Consider the following 17,728-nt stretch of genomic DNA (forward strand, 5'->3'; position numbering starts at 1 on the left):
TGATTGACTTTTCAATAAAAAATATCTCCTGGAAAATTGACTTTGCATTAGCTTAACATATAGATTTGAGATTTCATTAAAAGAATAGGTAACATTTAAACTAATTCTATTAAGATTCTTACTCGGTAAATAAAAAAATTACAACCTTTTGATTAAACCACAAAAATATTAATAAAAATGACTTTTGTATTGCGAATATTTTTTAGAGGAGTTTTTCATTGTAAAGAAAAGTAGCTGGCAAGAAAGAATCCATGCGATGGCAAGTTGCATAAAAGTTACTTGCTTTTCTTTAGCAACAGTATTGTGCTCATTATTATTTTTTTATAATAAGGACATAATGTATGTAAAAAGGGTGTGTTCCAAATGGATTTCCCCACGATACATACTAATTTTTGGGATGCTGTAATTGCAGTCCCGTTAATAATGATTTTTACTGAAATACTAAAAGTGATTCTGAAGGTTCCAAAAAAGTTTGTACCAACTATTGCTCTTATTTTAGGATTAATTATTTCAATTTTTATAAGTCATAGACATCATCTAGTAGCAGGTATTTTTATGGGGTGGTTCTATGGATATGCTGCTATAGGTTCTTACGCGTCATTAAAAACAGGTTTATTATCATTTAGGAGCGGAAGAAGCGATACATAAATAGTATGGTAAGCTTCTATTCTGTTCTCATTCTTGTTCCTACTTCCCCCCTAAATGCACTATATTCTAAATGAAAAACCAGTCGGGGCAGACTGGCTTTTCATCTAGTTTTATTAATAAGCTCTATATATTGTGAATCTCCATATCCTATTGTTGGGAAAAGATCAAATAACCTTTTAATTAATTCTGATGTTGGCAAATCTTTATTTTTGGAAATATACTTTACTACGGCATTATTTTCTTTCAGCATTTCTAAATATATATCTATTGCCTGATACATTACTGGAAGTAGTTCATTTGATGGTTTTCGATGGTTTACCAATACTTCCTTGTAAACAGAATAATAGTTACCTAATTTAAGTTCAGTTTGACTTACTTTAAATTCATCCTCTCTGAAGCTATTTAAGATCACTTTGCCATCATACCCGGACTGTTCAAGATAGGAAAGTATCGTAAGTAGGTTCATTTGACAAAACATGTCTTCACCAAACCATAAAACGATACATTTATACTCTTTATTAAAAAGATTTTCTAATGGATCAATAACCTTTTTGATATAATTTTCTACTGACTCATGATGTCCCGATGCTCGTGTTTTTATAAATTCTATATCAAAAACATGTTTAGTTGTTACATTTACACACATTGCTTCATTAAATGGAACGTAATCAGAATCTCCCATTAGTTTTTTATCTTTAAACTCTTCATACATAGCCTGACCATTCAATATGTTGAGTACGTATTTGTCAAACAACTCACTCTTTTCGCTTTGTAACTTTTCAACCTCAATTTTTCTAGAAATATTCATTCTACACCATTCCTCGTCTTTATTAATAAATTATTATACTGCTCCAATTCATCTATTGAATAAATATTAAACATCACTCTTCAAATAACCTCCCGTTATTGAATCAAAAAGAAAAAGAGCTGCTGCCGCAGCTCAATCTTCAACTCAAATACTTGAAAGTCAAGGAACCCCTGACTAATATTTAAAATTGTCATGAAGCATTAATAAGGGAATTTATGTCTTTATGCGATGAATACTTCATATGTTGATTTATTAATATATCAAGATCCTGACTACATTTTATTGTCTCTTCACTTTTTAAACCATTATATTTTGCTGATTCAATCATTTTTCTCTTCATTCTATCTATACAATTTAATAGTAAAAAATCAGGTTCATCTAAATTCATACTACTTATAAGTCTCCTACACAGTATTTGAATTAAACCGACAAAATTTATTATAAAGTATTAATATTCAAATAAATAGTATTTTTGGAAGGATTTTTAAAAAATAATGTAGTAAGTTTCACCAGAAAAAGTTCCCTCTTATCCACAAATAAATAAATCTTGTTTTCAAAATGGCAGCTGGATCTTCAATCCTTGTAACAATTAGATTAATATCTTACTACCCATTTCCCAGCAGGTAAGAAATAATATCTTGATTCGTACATTGTAGAGAGCTTGGGATATCATTACGATCTGATGTTAAGCTAAAATAACGAGTTTCTACTGTATCCTGATATAAGCTATATCGTAATATGTTTTTATTATTTGTGAGTTTACTAATAATCTGTTCAAAAAATTCCCCATGAGTCATCAAATCTGTTGATCCTAAGTGAAAAATCCCTTTTAAATTTTTTTCAATAATAAATCGTAGTTGTTTGGCTAACAAAACATCCAAAAGATTGTTACAAACCAGATTGCTATACACATCTATCTCTTTATCATTTTTAAGGCTTTCTTTAATTAAGTTCCATCTTGGTGAATCCTTACCCCATATCGCTGGAATTCGAATGATTTTAACTCGCTCATCCAATGTTTCTTTTAGTATATTTTCACATTTAATTTTGAAGTTCCCATAATCTGACTCAGCAATAGGTTTATCTATTTCTGTATGGGACCTTGAAAAGTCACCATCAAATACATTTGTGGTAGAAAGGTAATAAACACGGATACTTGTATTTTGCAAATCCTGAGCCAATTCTCTATGAAACTCAAGTTGCCGATCAAACTCACCTCTAAGGCAAGAAATCACTATATCGGGTTTAATTGAATATGTAATTTCTTTTAGTTTATCGCGCTGCTGAACATCTAATTGGAACTGCTTATCATTAGGAAGACTTGTTAACTTAGAAGAATATGTTCCAAACAGGTCAAAATCATCTTTCAATTCATCAATTAAAGCTCTTCCTACAAGCCCGCTTGCACCAAGAATAAGTATCTTTTGCATCCTAATTCTCCCTTCAACAAACTTTTTAATCGGCATATTTAACTCTGGCACCCGTTTCATTAAGATGAATTTTAATAATATTCAGAAGTATTATTCCACAATGGTTTGATAATCTCCTTCTTATGCTAACCTGCATTCGTTTAGTCGAAAAAGAAAAGGCCGCCATAATGCAAGCTAAAAAATATTGATTCATCATAATCCTACAGCATATAATTTTATAAAATGCCTCTGTAGCTCTAGAAGGGAAGAGCGCCGGAAAACAATTGTAGCCACCGGGTCGCAAGGCACAGGTTTCAGAAGCACCGAAAAGCAAATAAGCTGAAGCAGGTGAAATTCCTGCTGGTGAAATTCCGTAGGGAAGCGTGTTGCCCTGAGCCTATGCTTACGAAAGGAGTGCGGGTTCGAATCCCGTCAGAGGCATTACACTAAATTGCAAAATATTGGTTAAATTTTAAAGGAACACCCATTCATTATATTCCTCCTACTTACTTTGTATTTGGTGCCAATCATTCGATATAGAAGATCTCCTTTATGAAAATAAAATTCTTAAGAAGTTCACTTTCATTGATCGAGATACTATTTGATAAATCTTTCGTTCTCAATACAAACTCTTTTACCCCAATAAATTCTGATTCAGTAATCAGGTAAAATTGTGTTCCTTTTTTATATCCATTGAATTGTCTTTTAAGTGTATATACCTTCATTGATAACCTCGAATATGAATTTTGTTTGTGTTATTTTTTATAAATGGAATTATACCATTAATAATAGCTGTGGAAATTGTAAACCTTTATTCAAAGAATGGAAAAAACCGCCCGAAGGCGGTAGTGAACAGCTGACATTACGTTAGTTTCAAGTGAAAATGGTTTCCCTACTCATTCCCACTCAAACATTTCATAAGTGTTTTTTCCTTGCAATTTAGCTTTATACATGGCTTTATCTGCATTTCTAATTAAAGTTATCGCATCTGTTCCATGTTCCGGGAAAAAAGCCAAACCAATACTTGTTGTAGTGTAAATCTGAATATTATTAATGTTAGCAGGTTTGTTAACCTCTTCAATGATCCTGTTAACAATCTTTATAGCTGAAGGTTTATCAATTTTTGGTAAAAAAACCAGGAATTCATCTCCCGCAAAGCGTGAAACTGTATCCTCTTTACGTAAGCAATTTAATTGTCGTTTCCCCATTTCCATTAATAAAAGATCACCAATCTCATGCCCATAATTGTCATTTACATGTTTAAATCCATCAAAATCAAGAAAAATGACTACGCCAGTTTGTCTTTCCCTTTTTAGATCAATCAATGAATCTCTTAATATTTCTTCAAAATATCTCCGATTTGACAATCCAGTCAATGGGTCAAAATAGGATAAAGCTTTATACTTTTCTTCCGCTTTCTCTAATCTGATTCTTTGTTTCATAACAATAAAGAGAAATGGCATAAAAAGAATGGTAGTAATAATGGTGCCGATGAGCGCTTCCATTCCACCCATGGGTATTTTCCATAACCAATGAATAACTAGATATAATATGTTATATTCAGCAATCTTTATTAACAATAAGCCAATCAAGATAAAAATTATTTTATATGACCATTTTATATATTTATTTCTTCCTGTTTCCAAATAAGACATCCCCAATTTTATAATCCTTTTAACAGATTACTAAATCTCACTTACTACTTCAATTATAGTTTACTGGTAATAGCTCACATATTGGCTCTCTTAAGTGAGATAAAAAAAGCCGCCTTACTTAAAGCTTCTGATCTAAAACTATCAACAGAACATTTTCTTATCTTTTATAGGCATACACACAGTCAACTAGGTATTAACCTACATATGTTACACAAAGTATGTTCATGTGCTTTGGAGGGGGACATTTGGAACATTCAAATTTATGAATAAGCATAGGAGGTTTAATGATGACAAAATTTTATTCTTTTCAAGGGACCGTCACCATGATTACTGATCTTATGGGGCAAAATGGTGAAGGAGGCTGCAATAAATTAATATCTGTCACAAACGGAATGGGAGCAATAGTAAATTTCGTGGTGTCACCGAGCACTTACTTTGTAGACCATGTAATGGTGAAAGCAGGAGATCGTGTGACTGGCTATTATGACGGAAATGCACCTGCTCCTCTTATTTACCCTCCACAGTATCAAACACTTGTCATGGTAAAAGATAGTCCATATCAGAATGTAAAAGTAGATTTTTTTAATAGTCAGTTGGAGAGTAGTGATGGGCGATTACGATTAAATATATCTCCATACACTCAAATGGTTTTAACAAATGGGCAATCCTTTACAAGTAACCCTGCGAATCGAGATCTCATTGTTATCTATGGACCATCCACAAAAAGTATCCCCGCCCAAACCACACCATATAGAATTATAGTTTTGTGTTTGAGGTTATTATAGAAAATTCATGTTTGGGATCATAATTTGTATAAAAGAACCTTTCAAATTGTAATTACTTTGATGCACGAGAATATTTCCTCCTCCACAGATTTGAAGGTCCATTCCTGTGGATAGTAGCCTAATGGGTTGCATATCATTTCAATTCCTTTATATTTATCATGGTATCTGGTATGAATATGACCAAAAATATATTTTTTAACTCCATATTTCATAGCCAATTCACCCATCCGTGAACTGCCCATCATCGCATTGAAAAAGTCCCAACTCGAATCGTTCTTACATAATATAAACTTTGAGCAGGGAACGAAATGTGTGACCATAATGATATTTCTTCCGCGATATTCACTTAACCAGTTATCTATTCTTGTAATATATCGTTCAGTCACTTCATAATCATTCCCAGTCCAATGAGCATTTGTTTTATCTGGCCACGTAAAGTCATTAAAAGTACCAGTTTGGAATTGTTCATTGGTATATCCTTCTATTCCAAAGGTATAATCATACCAGCCACCATCACCTATAATAACCCATTTTTCATCTAATTCGACTGGACCATTTCCAAGGTTACCTTGAAACTCAAGTAGTGTTTGGTATACTAATTCAGAATCTTTATGATATATATCGTGGTTTCCATGCACAAATAAAATCTTTGTTTGTGGGTATTCACTTTGTAGTTGATTTAGTATGGCAAGACTTTTTTCAGGTCCAGCAGTCATATCGCCGCTAATAATAAACACTTCCGGTGAATGGACTGCGATCCATTTTTTTAACGTTGCAATAATATCAGACTTTGTATTTCTACGATTTAAACCTTCATGAATATCGGACAAAATCGCAATTCTCATTCAATCCCCTCCTACTCAAATCTTTTTTCCCCTCTCAAGACTCATGACACCCAATTTTTTACCACTATTGTTACCTTTGCACTACTTCACAAGTGAACTGGAATTTTTATGTTTTTTATATGCTAATGGTGTCATGTTCATCGACTTTCGGAATTTATCAATGAAATAGCTAGTGCTGTTAAATCCTACTTGATAGGCAACATCAGTGACATTGGATTCTGGTTGTTGCAATAAAATTAAGCTTTTTTGAATTCGATAATCGGTTACGTAATTCAGAGGTGTTGTCTTTAAAATTCGTTTGAAGTATCGACAGGACTCTGACCGGCTTAATTGTCCAGCTCGTGCAATATCGTCTAAAAGGATTTTCTCAGCGAAATTCAGGTGTATCCAATTTAACATTTGCTTCATTCGATGACTCTTTACCACTTCCGTCTGTTCGTACTGTAATTGAATTCCATTAATTATTAGGTTCTTCCAAATTAATGTCAATTGTAAACTGATATCGATTTCATAGTACGGTGGAATTTGTTTTATCAACTGATTGATTTTCAAAATAGAATCCAAAATATTAGTCGCCCAAAGCTCCTTTGGAGCTAAGAGTATATAAGGTATATTAGTCGCCTGGATATAAGGGTTTACATAGGTTGTAAAAAGGTCTTGTGATAAAACGAAATTTGGAGAAACATTTAAACAAATATAGACACAGCCCGAATCATTCTTATCTTTTGCCATGTGCAGGCAGCCGCTATTAATAAAAAGACCCTTTCCTTCCCGAACTGTAATTTTTTCTTCATTGATTTGAAAAATGGCTTCTCCTTTTACAACGAGAACAAACTGAAATTCATCATGCCAATGAAGCGGTATATATCCATTTACATTTTGGTTAATCGTTGTTTCATAACAGGCAATCGGCAGCACAACTGTACGATGTTCAGTTAATTCTTTTAAACTTTGGTCAACCATAAAATCTTTAATTTGCATTTTACCGCCTCAATATACTTATATTTTTTCATTCGATTTGAGTATTATTTCAGAGGTTTTCCACTTATTATTGAAAATATTATAACACTATTTTTATATTTAAAGGTGGAGAATCAATCATGAATAGACGTAAGGGAATATTTCTTGTCATAACGGGAGCAGTATTTTGGGGAATCGGTGGCACAGTTGCCAAAAAGCTTTTTCAACAGTATCAAATCGATGTGGATTGGCTGGTTACGATCCGATTGCTCATAGCTGGTTTTTTACTCTTAACGGTTCAATATTTCGGAAAAGACCGTTCCCAGATACTTGATGTTTGGAAAACTCGAAGGATAGCTATTCAATTGATTATATTCGGGTTACTGGGTATGCTTGCGGTTCAATACACATATATGGCTTCCATTAAAAATGGGAATGCTGCAGTTGCAACGCTATTACAGTATTTAGCACCTGTTATGATTATTGTATACTTAATTTTCCGGAAACAAGCGGTTCTAACACGAAGAGATTTGCTGACTGTATCGCTGGCTTTAATTGGTTGTTTTTTCTTATTAACAAACGGCTCCATCTCTCAGTTATCTGTGCCAACACTTGCCATCGTTTGGGGTGTTTTATCTGGAATAGCTTTAGCATTCTATACTCTATATGCTGTTCCATTATTGAAGCAATACGATTCACTTGTCATTGTCGGATGGGCTATGATTATCGGTGGTTTAGCATTAAGTTTTATCCATCCCCCTTGGCAAATGGACTTTTCAAGTTTAACGCTAAAAGCTTATTGGTATTTAACCTTTATTATTGTATTTGGTACTATGATTGCATTTTGGTTCTTTATAGAAAGCTTACAAAGTCTGCCGCCGAAAGAATCAAGTCTTCTAGGCAGTATAGAGCCACTAGCTGCCGTTTTAACAACGGTCTTTTGGTTAAAAGAACCCTTTGGTTCTTTCCAATGGGTTGGTACAGCTTGTATTATTGGTATGATATTTTTGTTGGCTTTGAATAAGGAGTCCTCTTCAAAAGCTAGCAAGCCTCCTAAAAATGAAGAGCCTCTCAGAGTTAGTTGATTAGAGGGGCTTTATAAAACTCCCACGTTGGCTAACAAAAGTCTTTTTCTTTAAATCGTGCTTTCTCAGTTATATTGGTAAATAAATTACATATGTTAGGAAGAGCTTTATTTTCTCTTTGTTGTAATTTAAGGAACAGTAAGTAAAATCTTAGTGTTCTTTTTTGCGTTTGCGTATGATGATATATAAAAGATTTTAGCGGGTAATATAATCCTATGGTTAGTAGCTAGCAGTTCAATTGCTTAAATCCTACGGAGGTACTTTATGCGTTATTCCATGTTTAAACGAGCCTTAATTGGGAAACCGCTGAAAACAAGTAAATTAGGCGAACAAAGATTAGGTAAATTAAAAGCACTTGCCATTCTGTCATCCGATGCCCTTTCTTCTGTGGCATACGGCCCGGAACAAATTATCATTGTGTTATCTACATTGGGTATTATTGCTCTCTGGTATTCGATTCCGATTGGCGTAGGTGTTCTTATCCTTTTAGCTGCACTAATTTTGTCCTATCGTCAAATTATCTACGCTTATCCTCATGGCGGGGGTGCCTATGTTGTCTCGAAAAGTAACTTGGGGAAAAATGCTGGATTAGTAGCAGGCGGTTCGTTATTGGTCGATTATATCTTAACAGTGGCCGTCAGTGTTTCAGCTGGAACGGATGCGATTACATCGGCATTTCCTCTATTACATCCCTTTAATGTGCCTATCGCTACTGTCTTAGTGATTTTGATCACGATTTTGAATCTAAGAGGTATTACGGAATCAGCTTCTGTCCTCGCCTATCCCGTCTATATTTTTGTCGTTGCATTAGTACTTCTGATCGTAGTGGGAATGTGGCAAATTGTAAGTGGACAGATTCCTTCCCATTTACATACACCAATTGGGACAGCTGTTCCTGGTATAAGTCTATTTTTACTACTGCGCGCCTTTTCATCAGGCTGCTCGGCTCTTACAGGAGTGGAAGCTGTTTCAAATGCTGTTCCGAATTTCAAGGATCCTGAAGCTAAAAATGCAGTCCATACTCTAATGTTGATGGGTTTCATTCTAGCGGTTCTTTTCACGGGAACGATGTTTTTAGCCTATTGGCTGGGGATCTCTCCTAAAGCAGAGGAAACGGTAGTTTCCCAAATGGCATCTAAGGTTTTTGGGAGAAACTTCCTTTATTATTTTATCCAGGGAACTACGGCTCTTATTCTGGTACTAGCTGCGAACACAGGATTCTCTGCATTCCCTCTGTTAGCGGTTAACTTCGCCACTGATAAGTATATACCGAGAATGTTCCTAAATCGCGGAGATCGACTTGGCTATTCAAATGGAATCCTTACTCTTAGTGTGGCATCCATTATATTGATTGTCATCTTTAGAGGAGAAACCGAACAACTTATTCCCCTTTACGCGGTAGGTGTATTCATCCCTTTCACACTGTCGCAAACAGGTATGATTGTGAAATGGATAAAAGAGAAACCTTCTGGTTGGCTATTGAAAATGACCATTAATCTAATTGGCGCGCTGATTACTTTAACGGTTGTGATCATTTTCTTTATCACAAAATTTTCTCAAGTCTGGTATGTTCTCATCTTCTTACCTATTATAGTCTTTGTGTGCCATCGGATTAAAAAGCATTATGATGCAGTTGGTGAACAACTTAGGATTTCAACAGGTGATGAGGCTCTTCCGTTAGAGGGCAACATTGTTATTGTCCCGGTTGCTGGGGTTACGAAGGTGGTAGAAAACTCGTTAAATTATGCGAAGTTAATTGGTGACTCCGTTATTGCCGTTTATGTAGCTTTTGACCGTGAAAGTGAAAAACAAATGGAGGATAAATGGAAGGAATGGCAGCCAGATATTCGTCTTGTGACTTTGTATACATCCTACAGAAGTTTATTACGACCGATTGCCCGCTTTATCGAAATAGTTGAGGAAAAGGCGAATGAACAAAAGTACACACTTACCGTATTGATTCCTCAATTTATTACAAAGAAAAGATGGCACGATATATTGCATAACCAATCAAGCTTATTATTACGACTCTACCTCATTTATCAAAAAAATGTGATTGTTTCAACCGTACCATTTCGATTCAAAAAATAAACTGCATTTTTTTGTAATTGGTTAAAAAAAACAAGGGATTCCAAAAGTTATTTTTGGCATCCCTTTTTCAGGTTAATTAAAAATATTTAACCAGTATCAACAATATCTCATGCATCAGAACACACCATTCTCATTGGGAGAGTTCACAGGTATGGCCTGACCTACATCCCATAACTCGACGATAAGGTCGTTATGGAAGCGAAAGATATGAACCACAGCTGCCCCAAGGTCCTCTTGCGTTTGCTTAACATGGGAGTGAGCCGCAACAGTATCACCCTCTTCGATAACACGTTTTACCTCAAGGCTTTTGTGAGGATTCTTGACGGCGTTTTCTTCCATTGCGAGCATGAGAGAATCAGCATCTCCACGGAAAAAGGCATTATGATGGCGGAAATCCGGACCAATATACTTACTGTATGCTTCACGCACATCCCCCGCTGCAACCAGTTGTAAAAACGACACAGCCTTCTCTCTTAAAGAATTCTTCATTGCAAATCATCCTTTCTTAATTATAGTTTTCCTAGTTATGTAATTAATCTAATGAGCATTTTAAGTTTTAAACTCTCTTTTTTAAGTAAACCTAATTGTTAGTTACATTATATATTCAATTTGTTGAAATTACACCAACTTGTTCAGTACATAAATGACAAAAGAAAAAAGGGCCTACGGCCCAAACCCCTATACCCATTGAATAGAGCCAAACTCACCATGCGGATGGTTTTGTAATTTAAATCTCCTATACTCATATTCTAATTTTGATAGTGGCAGAGTATAAAGCTTTTGATCTTCTTTGTTATATACGTTTAGAAATATTAGTTTATTGATAAGTTTTTGCCGTTTTTTTTCATCGTTATTTCTCATCATAAACACTCCTTCAGTTTTCACTAAAACCTTCCCTTGAATATAACAACTTTAAATTCGCTCTGAATAAATTTCTAATTTGATTAATTTTATTATAAACTTACAATTCCTATCTGTAAAGTATGAATTAAAAATTCACTTTCCTCCATCCCCACTTTCCGCAAAGATATGGGGCTTTTCTTCCGATTGTCCGCATAGAATGTGGACAAGGGTAAGTGATCTCTCAATGAAAATAGTTAAACTCGAGGGAATGACTTAATTGCGGATGAGCAAATATAAATGATGCAAAGTAGCCGGAGAGACGCAGGAAAAACGGACATACCTGTTAAGACCCTGCAAACAAGAAGGGAAATCCTTATGACTTGCCTAATATCACTCCTTTTCATTATAATGGTAATATAAGATAATGTTGCAATTTTCTTAAAAACCTGATATTTAAAACAATTATCACAGAAATAATTCTTCAAAAAGTTACATTACATTCTCACAATATCAATAATTATTTTTCCTCTCCCATACGTTTATACTTCTTTTATTTTAATAAAAGTGTATATCATAATCAGCTAATCATCCAGGTGCCTTGGTTAATGATTTTAGAATTTCTCAAAAGATGTTTCTGTAATTTTCCTCTTAGTCATGAATTCCAAAAGAAGCAAAATGTATTACATGTCATACAATCTTGCGATTTGCGATGAGTAGCAGAATATCGCAAAATAAAAGATATTAACTACTTTCCCTAAGAAACTTCATAATTTAGTACTCCTTTTCAAGATCATGATTGGTCTTCTTGTTGCTTTAATATATTTATTCTCTTTCTCTGGTCTATATTTCTTTCAATTTAATTCATAATTTATAATAGCAATTTCATAATAATAATTATTATAATTCTAGTTTCTAAGATTCTTAAAACTAGATGCATAATTATATATTTAAACAGAAGGAGAGATTAAGAATATGGATCCTAAAGACAATGGTAACATCGGTGGATGCCCGTTTCACGGGGGTGCTACCAGTAACAAATCAAGTGGTACATCAAATCGGGACTGGTGGCCAAACGCGTTAAACTTGAATATTCTCCATCAACATGACAGAAAATCTAACCCTATGGGAGAAGACTTTGATTATGTAGAAGAATTTAAAAAGTTAGACTACGGTGCACTTAAGCAAGATCTTCAGGAATTAATGACAGTAAGTCAAGATTGGTGGCCTGCTGACTATGGACATTATGGTCCATTCTTTATCAGAATGTCTTGGCATGCAGCAGGTACATACCGTACAGGTGATGGCCGAGGTGGTGGTGGAACGGGTAACCAGCGTTTTGCCCCACTTAACAGCTGGCCTGACAACACTAGCCTTGATAAAGCCCGAAGACTCCTATGGCCGATTAAGCAAAAGTATGGTAACAAGATTTCTTGGGCCGACTTACTAGTTCTAACAGGTAATGTTGCGATTGAATCCATGGGCGGTAAGACAATAGGTTTTGGAGCAGGACGCCCAGACATTTGGCATCCAGAAGAAGACATCTATTGGGGTACTGAAACAGATTGGCTAGGTGATAATCGTTACACAGGCGATCGTGAGCTTGAAAATCCACTTGCTGCTGTTCAGATGGGACTTATCTATGTTAACCCAGAGGGTCCAAACGGTAAACCTGATCCCCTTGCAAGTGCAAAGGACATTCGTGAAACCTTTGCACGTATGGGAATGAACGATGAAGAAACAGTTGCACTTATAGCCGGCGGCCATACTTTCGGTAAGGCACATGGGGCAGGAGATGCTTCTCTTGTTGGCCCAGAGCCAGAGGCCGCTCCTATTGAAGCGCAAGGCTTAGGCTGGCAAAGCACATTCGGCTCCGGTAAAGGTCGTGACACCATCACCAGTGGTATTGAAGGTGCATGGACTGCTAATCCGACACAGTGGGATAATGGTTATTTTGATCTATTGTTTGGATATGAATGGTGGCTTACAAAGAGTCCTGCAGGGGCCTATCAGTGGCTTGCTGTAAATCCTGATGAGAAGGATCTTGCACCAGATGCAGAAGATCCAACCATAAAAGTTCCAACGATGATGACCACCGCTGATATGGCACTTCGTCATGATCCAGTATACGGGAAGATTTCTCGGCGTTTCCATGAAAATCCAGATGAGTTTGCAGATGTCTTTGCTCGAGCATGGTTCAAACTATTACACCGAGACATGGGGCCTAAAACTAGATATCTAGGTCCAGAAGTTCCAGAAGAAGATTTCATCTGGCAAGATCCTGTACCAGCTGGTAATTATGAATTAACAGATGCTGAAGTTGCTGAGATTAAAGCAAAAATCTTAGATTCAGGACTAACGGTAAGCAAGCTAGTAACAACAGCTTGGGCTTCTGCTGGTACCTACCGTGGCTCAGATCATCGTGGCGGTGCTAATGGTGCCAGAATCCGTCTTGCTCCACAGAAGGCTTGGGAAGTGAATCAGCCGGAACAACTCGCACAAGTGCTTCAAGTACTAGAAGGCATTCAAAAAGAACTAGATAAGAAAGTAAGCATGTCCGATTTGATTGTACTAGGTGGTTGTGCCGCAATAGAAAAAGCTGCACGAGATGCAGGCTTTGATGTAACGGTTCCTTTTGCTCCAGGACGTGGCGATGCAACACAAGAGCAAACGGATATAGAAAACTTGGAAGTGCTAGAACCTATCGCTGATGGTTTCCGAAACTATCAAACGAAGCAGTATAGTGTAAGTCCCGAAGAACTCCTAGTAGATAAGGCCCAGCTCTTAAACCTTACTGCACCAGAAATGACTGTTCTTATTGGCGGTATGCGTGTTTTAGGTACAAACTATGGTGGCACTGGGCACGGCGTATTCACTGATGATGTAGGCAAACTCACGAATGACTTCTTTGTTAACTTGCTTGACATGGGAGTGGAATGGAAGCCTCTAGATGGAAACATCTATGTAGGACGTGATCGCAAAACAGGTGAAGTAGTGCGTACAGCAACTAGAGTAGATCTTGTGTTTGGTTCAAACTCCGTTCTCCGTTCCCTTGCAGAAGTTTATGCTCAAGATGATAATAAAGAGAAGTTTGTGAATGATTTTATTGCTGCCTGGGTCAAGGTAATGAATGCAGATCGCTTCGATCTTAAGTCGGTTGATTTTAAGAAAGCTCAACTAACAGGTAAGTAAATATAAGAAATAACAGCCGTCAAACCCGACGGTGGTTTTTCTTGTGGAAGAGACACTGCCCCCCCCTCCTACAAAGCGATCTAGAACTTTAAGTTCAAAATAAAGTAAAGGAAGGTGTTACCTAATCGGTAGCACCTTCCTTTTTGTTGTTTGTTAAAGAACGTTTCAAAGGCGAGTAGATTATTCCGCTTCTGAATGAGCTACAGTTGAAGAGTCTCTGCACTCCCAGCATTCCGCTCGATTCCTCTCCATATAAGCTAATTCCTCTCCGCATGAAATGCAAATTTCCATTAGCACTCCTCCCTTTTCACGTTTTTTTTAACATCAACCCTAACCATTTAAATATAACACGAAATATTCTGAAAAAAAGAACAAACACATGTTATTTAAATTACATAAATTGCACCCATATAACAAGGCCATCCCATGGTGATGATGCTTTGTAAATAATGACTTTGTTTCTTAGCGACAAACGAAGCGCGGAATATCCTCAAATTACAAACTTCAACTCCCTCAATCCGCAATTTTTGCAAAGCTATGGGGCTTTTCTTCCGATTGTCCGCATAGAATGTGGACAAGGGTAAGTGGTCTCTCAATGAAAAAAGTTAAACTGGAGGGAATGACTTTATGCAATTTATTGAAGAAGTTAAAGACGTGAAATTTAGCTTTTTGGAAAAACCGCCTGCGTCGTCTATGACTTATGCCTTTGTTTATGTTAATAATCACAACGAATACTATGCCGTTAAAAATGGAGAGCGTTTGTCACGTAGTGAATTGCGGATTGGAAAATATAAAAGGGTATATACAGTCAATATGCAGCAGCATACCATCTCCTACAAGGAGGAAGTCCCTTCTGCAACTAGAGGAAGAAGGTTTTCTGTCAATCTGTTTATCGATATTGCCGTAGAGCACCCCGATAAGTTAGTTCAACAAAATGCAGGAGAATTTGGCCACATTATTAACAATAATCTGCCTTTCTGGGTGGAGTCGGAAGCAAGATTTTATCCTATTGAAGAGGACTTTAGTTTTGCCCGGCATATTGAAGAATTTTTTCAAACCTCGCCACTAGTTAAGGTGTTAAGAGAGGCCGGAGTTGTTGTTCGAAATATTCGTGTTTTGATCAGGCAAAGTATTCGGGACCAATGCCATGATGAGGCAATCGCCGATTTAGACCGGAACGCTGAACTATCTGCCTATCAAGAGGCTCTGGATTTGGAAGAAGCGCGCCGGATTTCGGCCTCGATTAAAGAAGCCCTTCAATCAGGTGATTTTATCACTGCAGGGAAGCTTGGGGAAAAAAATGATATGGCAAAGCGGTTAGTGGAATCAGAGTTTATCCAAAATCAAGCCTTCAAAAATGAGGTAAACAAACAACTTTTCAATTTGATCAATGATCACTCTATTGACCAGCATGAGGCGGAACAAAGATTGGCCAAACTAAAAAAACTATTCCCCTATCTCCCCGTCAATCAGGAAAACACCAATGAAAAGAAACAGATTAATGGTCAAAAGAGAGAACTCCTATCCTATTTCAATAAAGGAGATTAGCGATTGTGGAATCCATTTTAAATCAGCTGTTTTGGATCTGGTCACTTATATCTGTCCTGCCGGAATGGTTGCGTCTTTCTTTGGCTCTCTTTGTCCTCCTGCAGCTCGCAAGACTGATTTTGTTGTACATTGTTCCTCCCTTCTTCAACTTGTTGTGCAGTTTGTTGAAAAAAATGCATTATCTCATTTCTTACCCCATCATGGCACTTCTTTGCACGATGCAAAGAAGCCGGAGAGAAGCAGGAAAAGCCGATATACCTGTTTGGATTGATTTCATTGAAGAAATGTTTGCCTTGTTCGAACGATTTTTCAACAAAATGATTCAGCTTTTCAAGAAACGGAGAAGGAATAAAACAAGGATTAAAAGATGGACCTTCTATTCTGCTACAACTTTAGTAATTTTGCTCACTGCAGCCATCATGAACAATCCAAATAAGTGGTATACGCAAAAATGGAAGAAAGCTGAGGTATGGTTAAACCAAGAACATGTTCACATACAAGCATCCGGGGCTTCCCCTGATCAAAAAGAACTTATTTTAAATAAGAAATATGAAGAAGGCGGAAATATTCGTGAATCTCCCACACTAACCGCGCAACGTCTATACACGATTACAAATGGCGAAATCATGCATTATTTGAATGAAGAACAAGTAGATTCCAAAGGCATTAAGTGGCTAAAAGTTCAAACAGCAAACGGCATCGAAGGCTGGATATCAGCCTTGATTGTCAGGGAAAAATAATAAATTGACAGGTTTCGCAGGAGAAATGGGCACATGATCATTTCTCCTGCTAGAAACTAATTGACCGCCATCAACATACCATCTGTGAAACACTAAATTAATAACATGATAGATAGGTAAATACATATAAACGAAAAAGCAAAAAAAGTACTGCTATTTTAATATTCGTCCTAAATTTAACAGCGTAAGCACAAAAGAAGACCTATAAGTTCGGTAGATGGTTAGCAATTCCATAAACACCTACAAATTCCTCATCAACAATAATTGGGAAAATCTCTATGTGGATATCGACACTTTCCCCATTTTTATGTATTATTTCACAGTCAAATCCTTGAGTAATACCTTCAACTGTTATGAAATAATGATTATAGACTTTATCTATGTCATTTATTGAAATTAACTTAAGGAAACTTAATGATTTGGCTTCCTCTGCATTATATCCCGTCAGGCTTGTACAAGCATCATTTAAGAAAATAAGATATCCGTTAAAATCTATAGCAAAAAAGGAATGCGGGTTATGTACATTATTATTTTTCTTAATATCCTTAATAAAACTCTCTAGCAATTTTCTCTTCATTTTTCTTGTCTGCTCTTTGTTTAAGTCCATTACTATAGTCAGTCCTTTTATGCTTTGTAAATAAGTAGATTGAAAAAACAAGTATTCTATCATTATTTACGAAAAATAAAAATTAGTTGCACTTGTTATTTCAAAAGCTTTTTTCTATTATTATAAATACCGATTGGACAATGCCATTAATTTTTATTGAATTTTAATTCAATTGTAATATATTAAACATAAGTGCAATTTATTTAATAAGCTCCCTTGCTGCTGATTTATAGGTAAACACTGGAACTAAAAAATACAGGGACTGCATAGGAAGTAATTATAGATATAAAAAAGCAACGTAGTTTCATTACGTTGCTTTTCTCACACTTGCACCCTATAGTTAAAGTGCAAAATATAGATTCCAAAAAGTCACACAGCGTAAACGATGGCGCCAATCATCTAAGCCGGGTAGTAATTTTTCAGGTGGCTTTTGCAGCCATCACCAATTATAACACCAATGAAAACGTTTACCAACTGGTTAATGTTGGAGTATCAGAGTGTAATAATAACTATTG

16 protein-coding genes and 1 pseudogene are annotated in these 17,728 nt (G+C 36.0%); 7 read left to right on the forward strand and 10 right to left on the reverse strand.

Annotated elements, in window-relative coordinates:
• Positions 1-363: 363 nt before the first annotated feature.
• Positions 364-648: a hypothetical protein gene (locus tag AC59HZ_RS09125; RefSeq protein ID WP_496545496.1), complete on the forward strand. Its 285-nt coding sequence runs from the start codon at positions 364-366 to the stop codon at positions 646-648.
• 100 nt (positions 649-748) lie between these two features.
• Here AC59HZ_RS09125 and AC59HZ_RS09130 read toward each other — a convergent pair.
• From AC59HZ_RS09130 to AC59HZ_RS09150, 5 genes and pseudogenes are all read right to left on the reverse strand, one after another.
• Positions 749-1,483 (reverse strand): annotated as a pseudogene (locus tag AC59HZ_RS09130) (AraC family transcriptional regulator); the annotation flags it as partial.
• Between the two features lie 163 nt (positions 1,484-1,646).
• Positions 1,647-1,844, reverse strand: a complete 198-nt coding sequence (locus AC59HZ_RS09135; protein WP_496545497.1) for an aspartyl-phosphate phosphatase Spo0E family protein — start codon at positions 1,842-1,844, stop codon at positions 1,647-1,649.
• Positions 1,845-2,061: 217 nt separating this feature from the next.
• On the reverse strand, positions 2,062-2,886 hold the full coding sequence (locus tag AC59HZ_RS09140) for a sugar nucleotide-binding protein (RefSeq protein ID WP_496545498.1): 825 nt from the start codon (positions 2,884-2,886) through the stop codon (positions 2,062-2,064).
• A gap of 506 nt (positions 2,887-3,392) precedes the next feature.
• Complete coding sequence (locus AC59HZ_RS09145) at positions 3,393-3,590, reverse strand: hypothetical protein (RefSeq protein ID WP_496545499.1); 198 nt, start codon at positions 3,588-3,590, stop codon at positions 3,393-3,395.
• Between the two features lie 171 nt (positions 3,591-3,761).
• Positions 3,762-4,511 (reverse strand): diguanylate cyclase domain-containing protein, encoded by a 750-nt coding sequence (locus AC59HZ_RS09150; RefSeq protein WP_496545500.1) that lies wholly within the window; start codon positions 4,509-4,511, stop codon positions 3,762-3,764.
• Positions 4,512-4,807: 296 nt separating this feature from the next.
• Here AC59HZ_RS09150 and AC59HZ_RS09155 point away from each other — a divergent pair, with 296 nt between their 5' ends.
• On the forward strand, positions 4,808-5,305 hold the full coding sequence (locus tag AC59HZ_RS09155; RefSeq protein WP_496546021.1) for a hypothetical protein: 498 nt from the start codon (positions 4,808-4,810) through the stop codon (positions 5,303-5,305).
• A 41-nt stretch (positions 5,306-5,346) separates the two neighbouring features.
• Here the strand turns inward: AC59HZ_RS09155 and AC59HZ_RS09160 are convergent, their stop codons facing one another.
• Both AC59HZ_RS09160 and AC59HZ_RS09165 read right to left on the reverse strand, forming a co-directional pair.
• Positions 5,347-6,150, reverse strand: a complete 804-nt coding sequence (locus AC59HZ_RS09160; protein ID WP_496545501.1) for a metallophosphoesterase — start codon at positions 6,148-6,150, stop codon at positions 5,347-5,349.
• 81 nt (positions 6,151-6,231) lie between these two features.
• A complete protein-coding gene (locus tag AC59HZ_RS09165; RefSeq protein ID WP_496545502.1) occupies positions 6,232-7,131 on the reverse strand; it encodes an AraC family transcriptional regulator in 900 nt (299 codons plus the stop codon).
• A 119-nt stretch (positions 7,132-7,250) separates the two neighbouring features.
• On the opposite strand from AC59HZ_RS09165, the gene AC59HZ_RS09170 reads away from it, so the two are divergent.
• Together AC59HZ_RS09170 and AC59HZ_RS09175 are read left to right on the forward strand one after the other, a co-directional pair.
• Complete coding sequence (locus AC59HZ_RS09170; protein WP_496545503.1) at positions 7,251-8,195, forward strand: EamA family transporter; 945 nt, start codon at positions 7,251-7,253, stop codon at positions 8,193-8,195.
• A 264-nt stretch (positions 8,196-8,459) separates the two neighbouring features.
• Positions 8,460-10,286 carry an APC family permease gene (locus AC59HZ_RS09175; protein ID WP_496545504.1) on the forward strand — a complete coding sequence of 609 codons (1,827 nt, stop codon included), beginning with the start codon at positions 8,460-8,462 and terminating at the stop codon, positions 10,284-10,286.
• A gap of 114 nt (positions 10,287-10,400) precedes the next feature.
• Here the strand turns inward: AC59HZ_RS09175 and AC59HZ_RS09180 are convergent, their stop codons facing one another.
• Together AC59HZ_RS09180 and AC59HZ_RS09185 are read right to left on the reverse strand one after the other, a co-directional pair.
• Positions 10,401-10,775 (reverse strand): nuclear transport factor 2 family protein, encoded by a 375-nt coding sequence (locus AC59HZ_RS09180; RefSeq protein WP_496545505.1) that lies wholly within the window; start codon positions 10,773-10,775, stop codon positions 10,401-10,403.
• Between the two features lie 189 nt (positions 10,776-10,964).
• Entirely contained in the window at positions 10,965-11,171 is a 207-nt protein-coding gene (locus tag AC59HZ_RS09185) for a Fur-regulated basic protein FbpA (RefSeq protein ID WP_496545506.1), read from the reverse strand.
• 930 nt (positions 11,172-12,101) lie between these two features.
• Here AC59HZ_RS09185 and katG point away from each other — a divergent pair.
• From katG to AC59HZ_RS09200, 3 genes are all read left to right on the forward strand, one after another.
• Complete coding sequence (katG, locus tag AC59HZ_RS09190; RefSeq protein ID WP_496545507.1) at positions 12,102-14,318, forward strand: catalase/peroxidase HPI; 2,217 nt, start codon at positions 12,102-12,104, stop codon at positions 14,316-14,318.
• 627 nt (positions 14,319-14,945) lie between these two features.
• Positions 14,946-15,866 carry a hypothetical protein gene (locus AC59HZ_RS09195; RefSeq protein ID WP_496545508.1) on the forward strand — a complete coding sequence of 307 codons (921 nt, stop codon included), beginning with the start codon at positions 14,946-14,948 and terminating at the stop codon, positions 15,864-15,866.
• 5 nt (positions 15,867-15,871) lie between these two features.
• Entirely contained in the window at positions 15,872-16,606 is a 735-nt protein-coding gene (locus AC59HZ_RS09200) for an SH3 domain-containing protein (protein ID WP_496545509.1), read from the forward strand.
• A gap of 202 nt (positions 16,607-16,808) precedes the next feature.
• On the opposite strand, the gene AC59HZ_RS09205 is transcribed toward AC59HZ_RS09200, so the two are convergent.
• Positions 16,809-17,276, reverse strand: coding sequence for a PAS domain S-box protein (locus AC59HZ_RS09205; RefSeq protein ID WP_496545510.1), 468 nt, complete (start codon positions 17,274-17,276; stop codon positions 16,809-16,811).
• Between the last annotated feature and the right edge of the window lie 452 nt (positions 17,277-17,728).

It is taken from the genome of Neobacillus sp. DZ-9, from assembly GCF_059587065.1.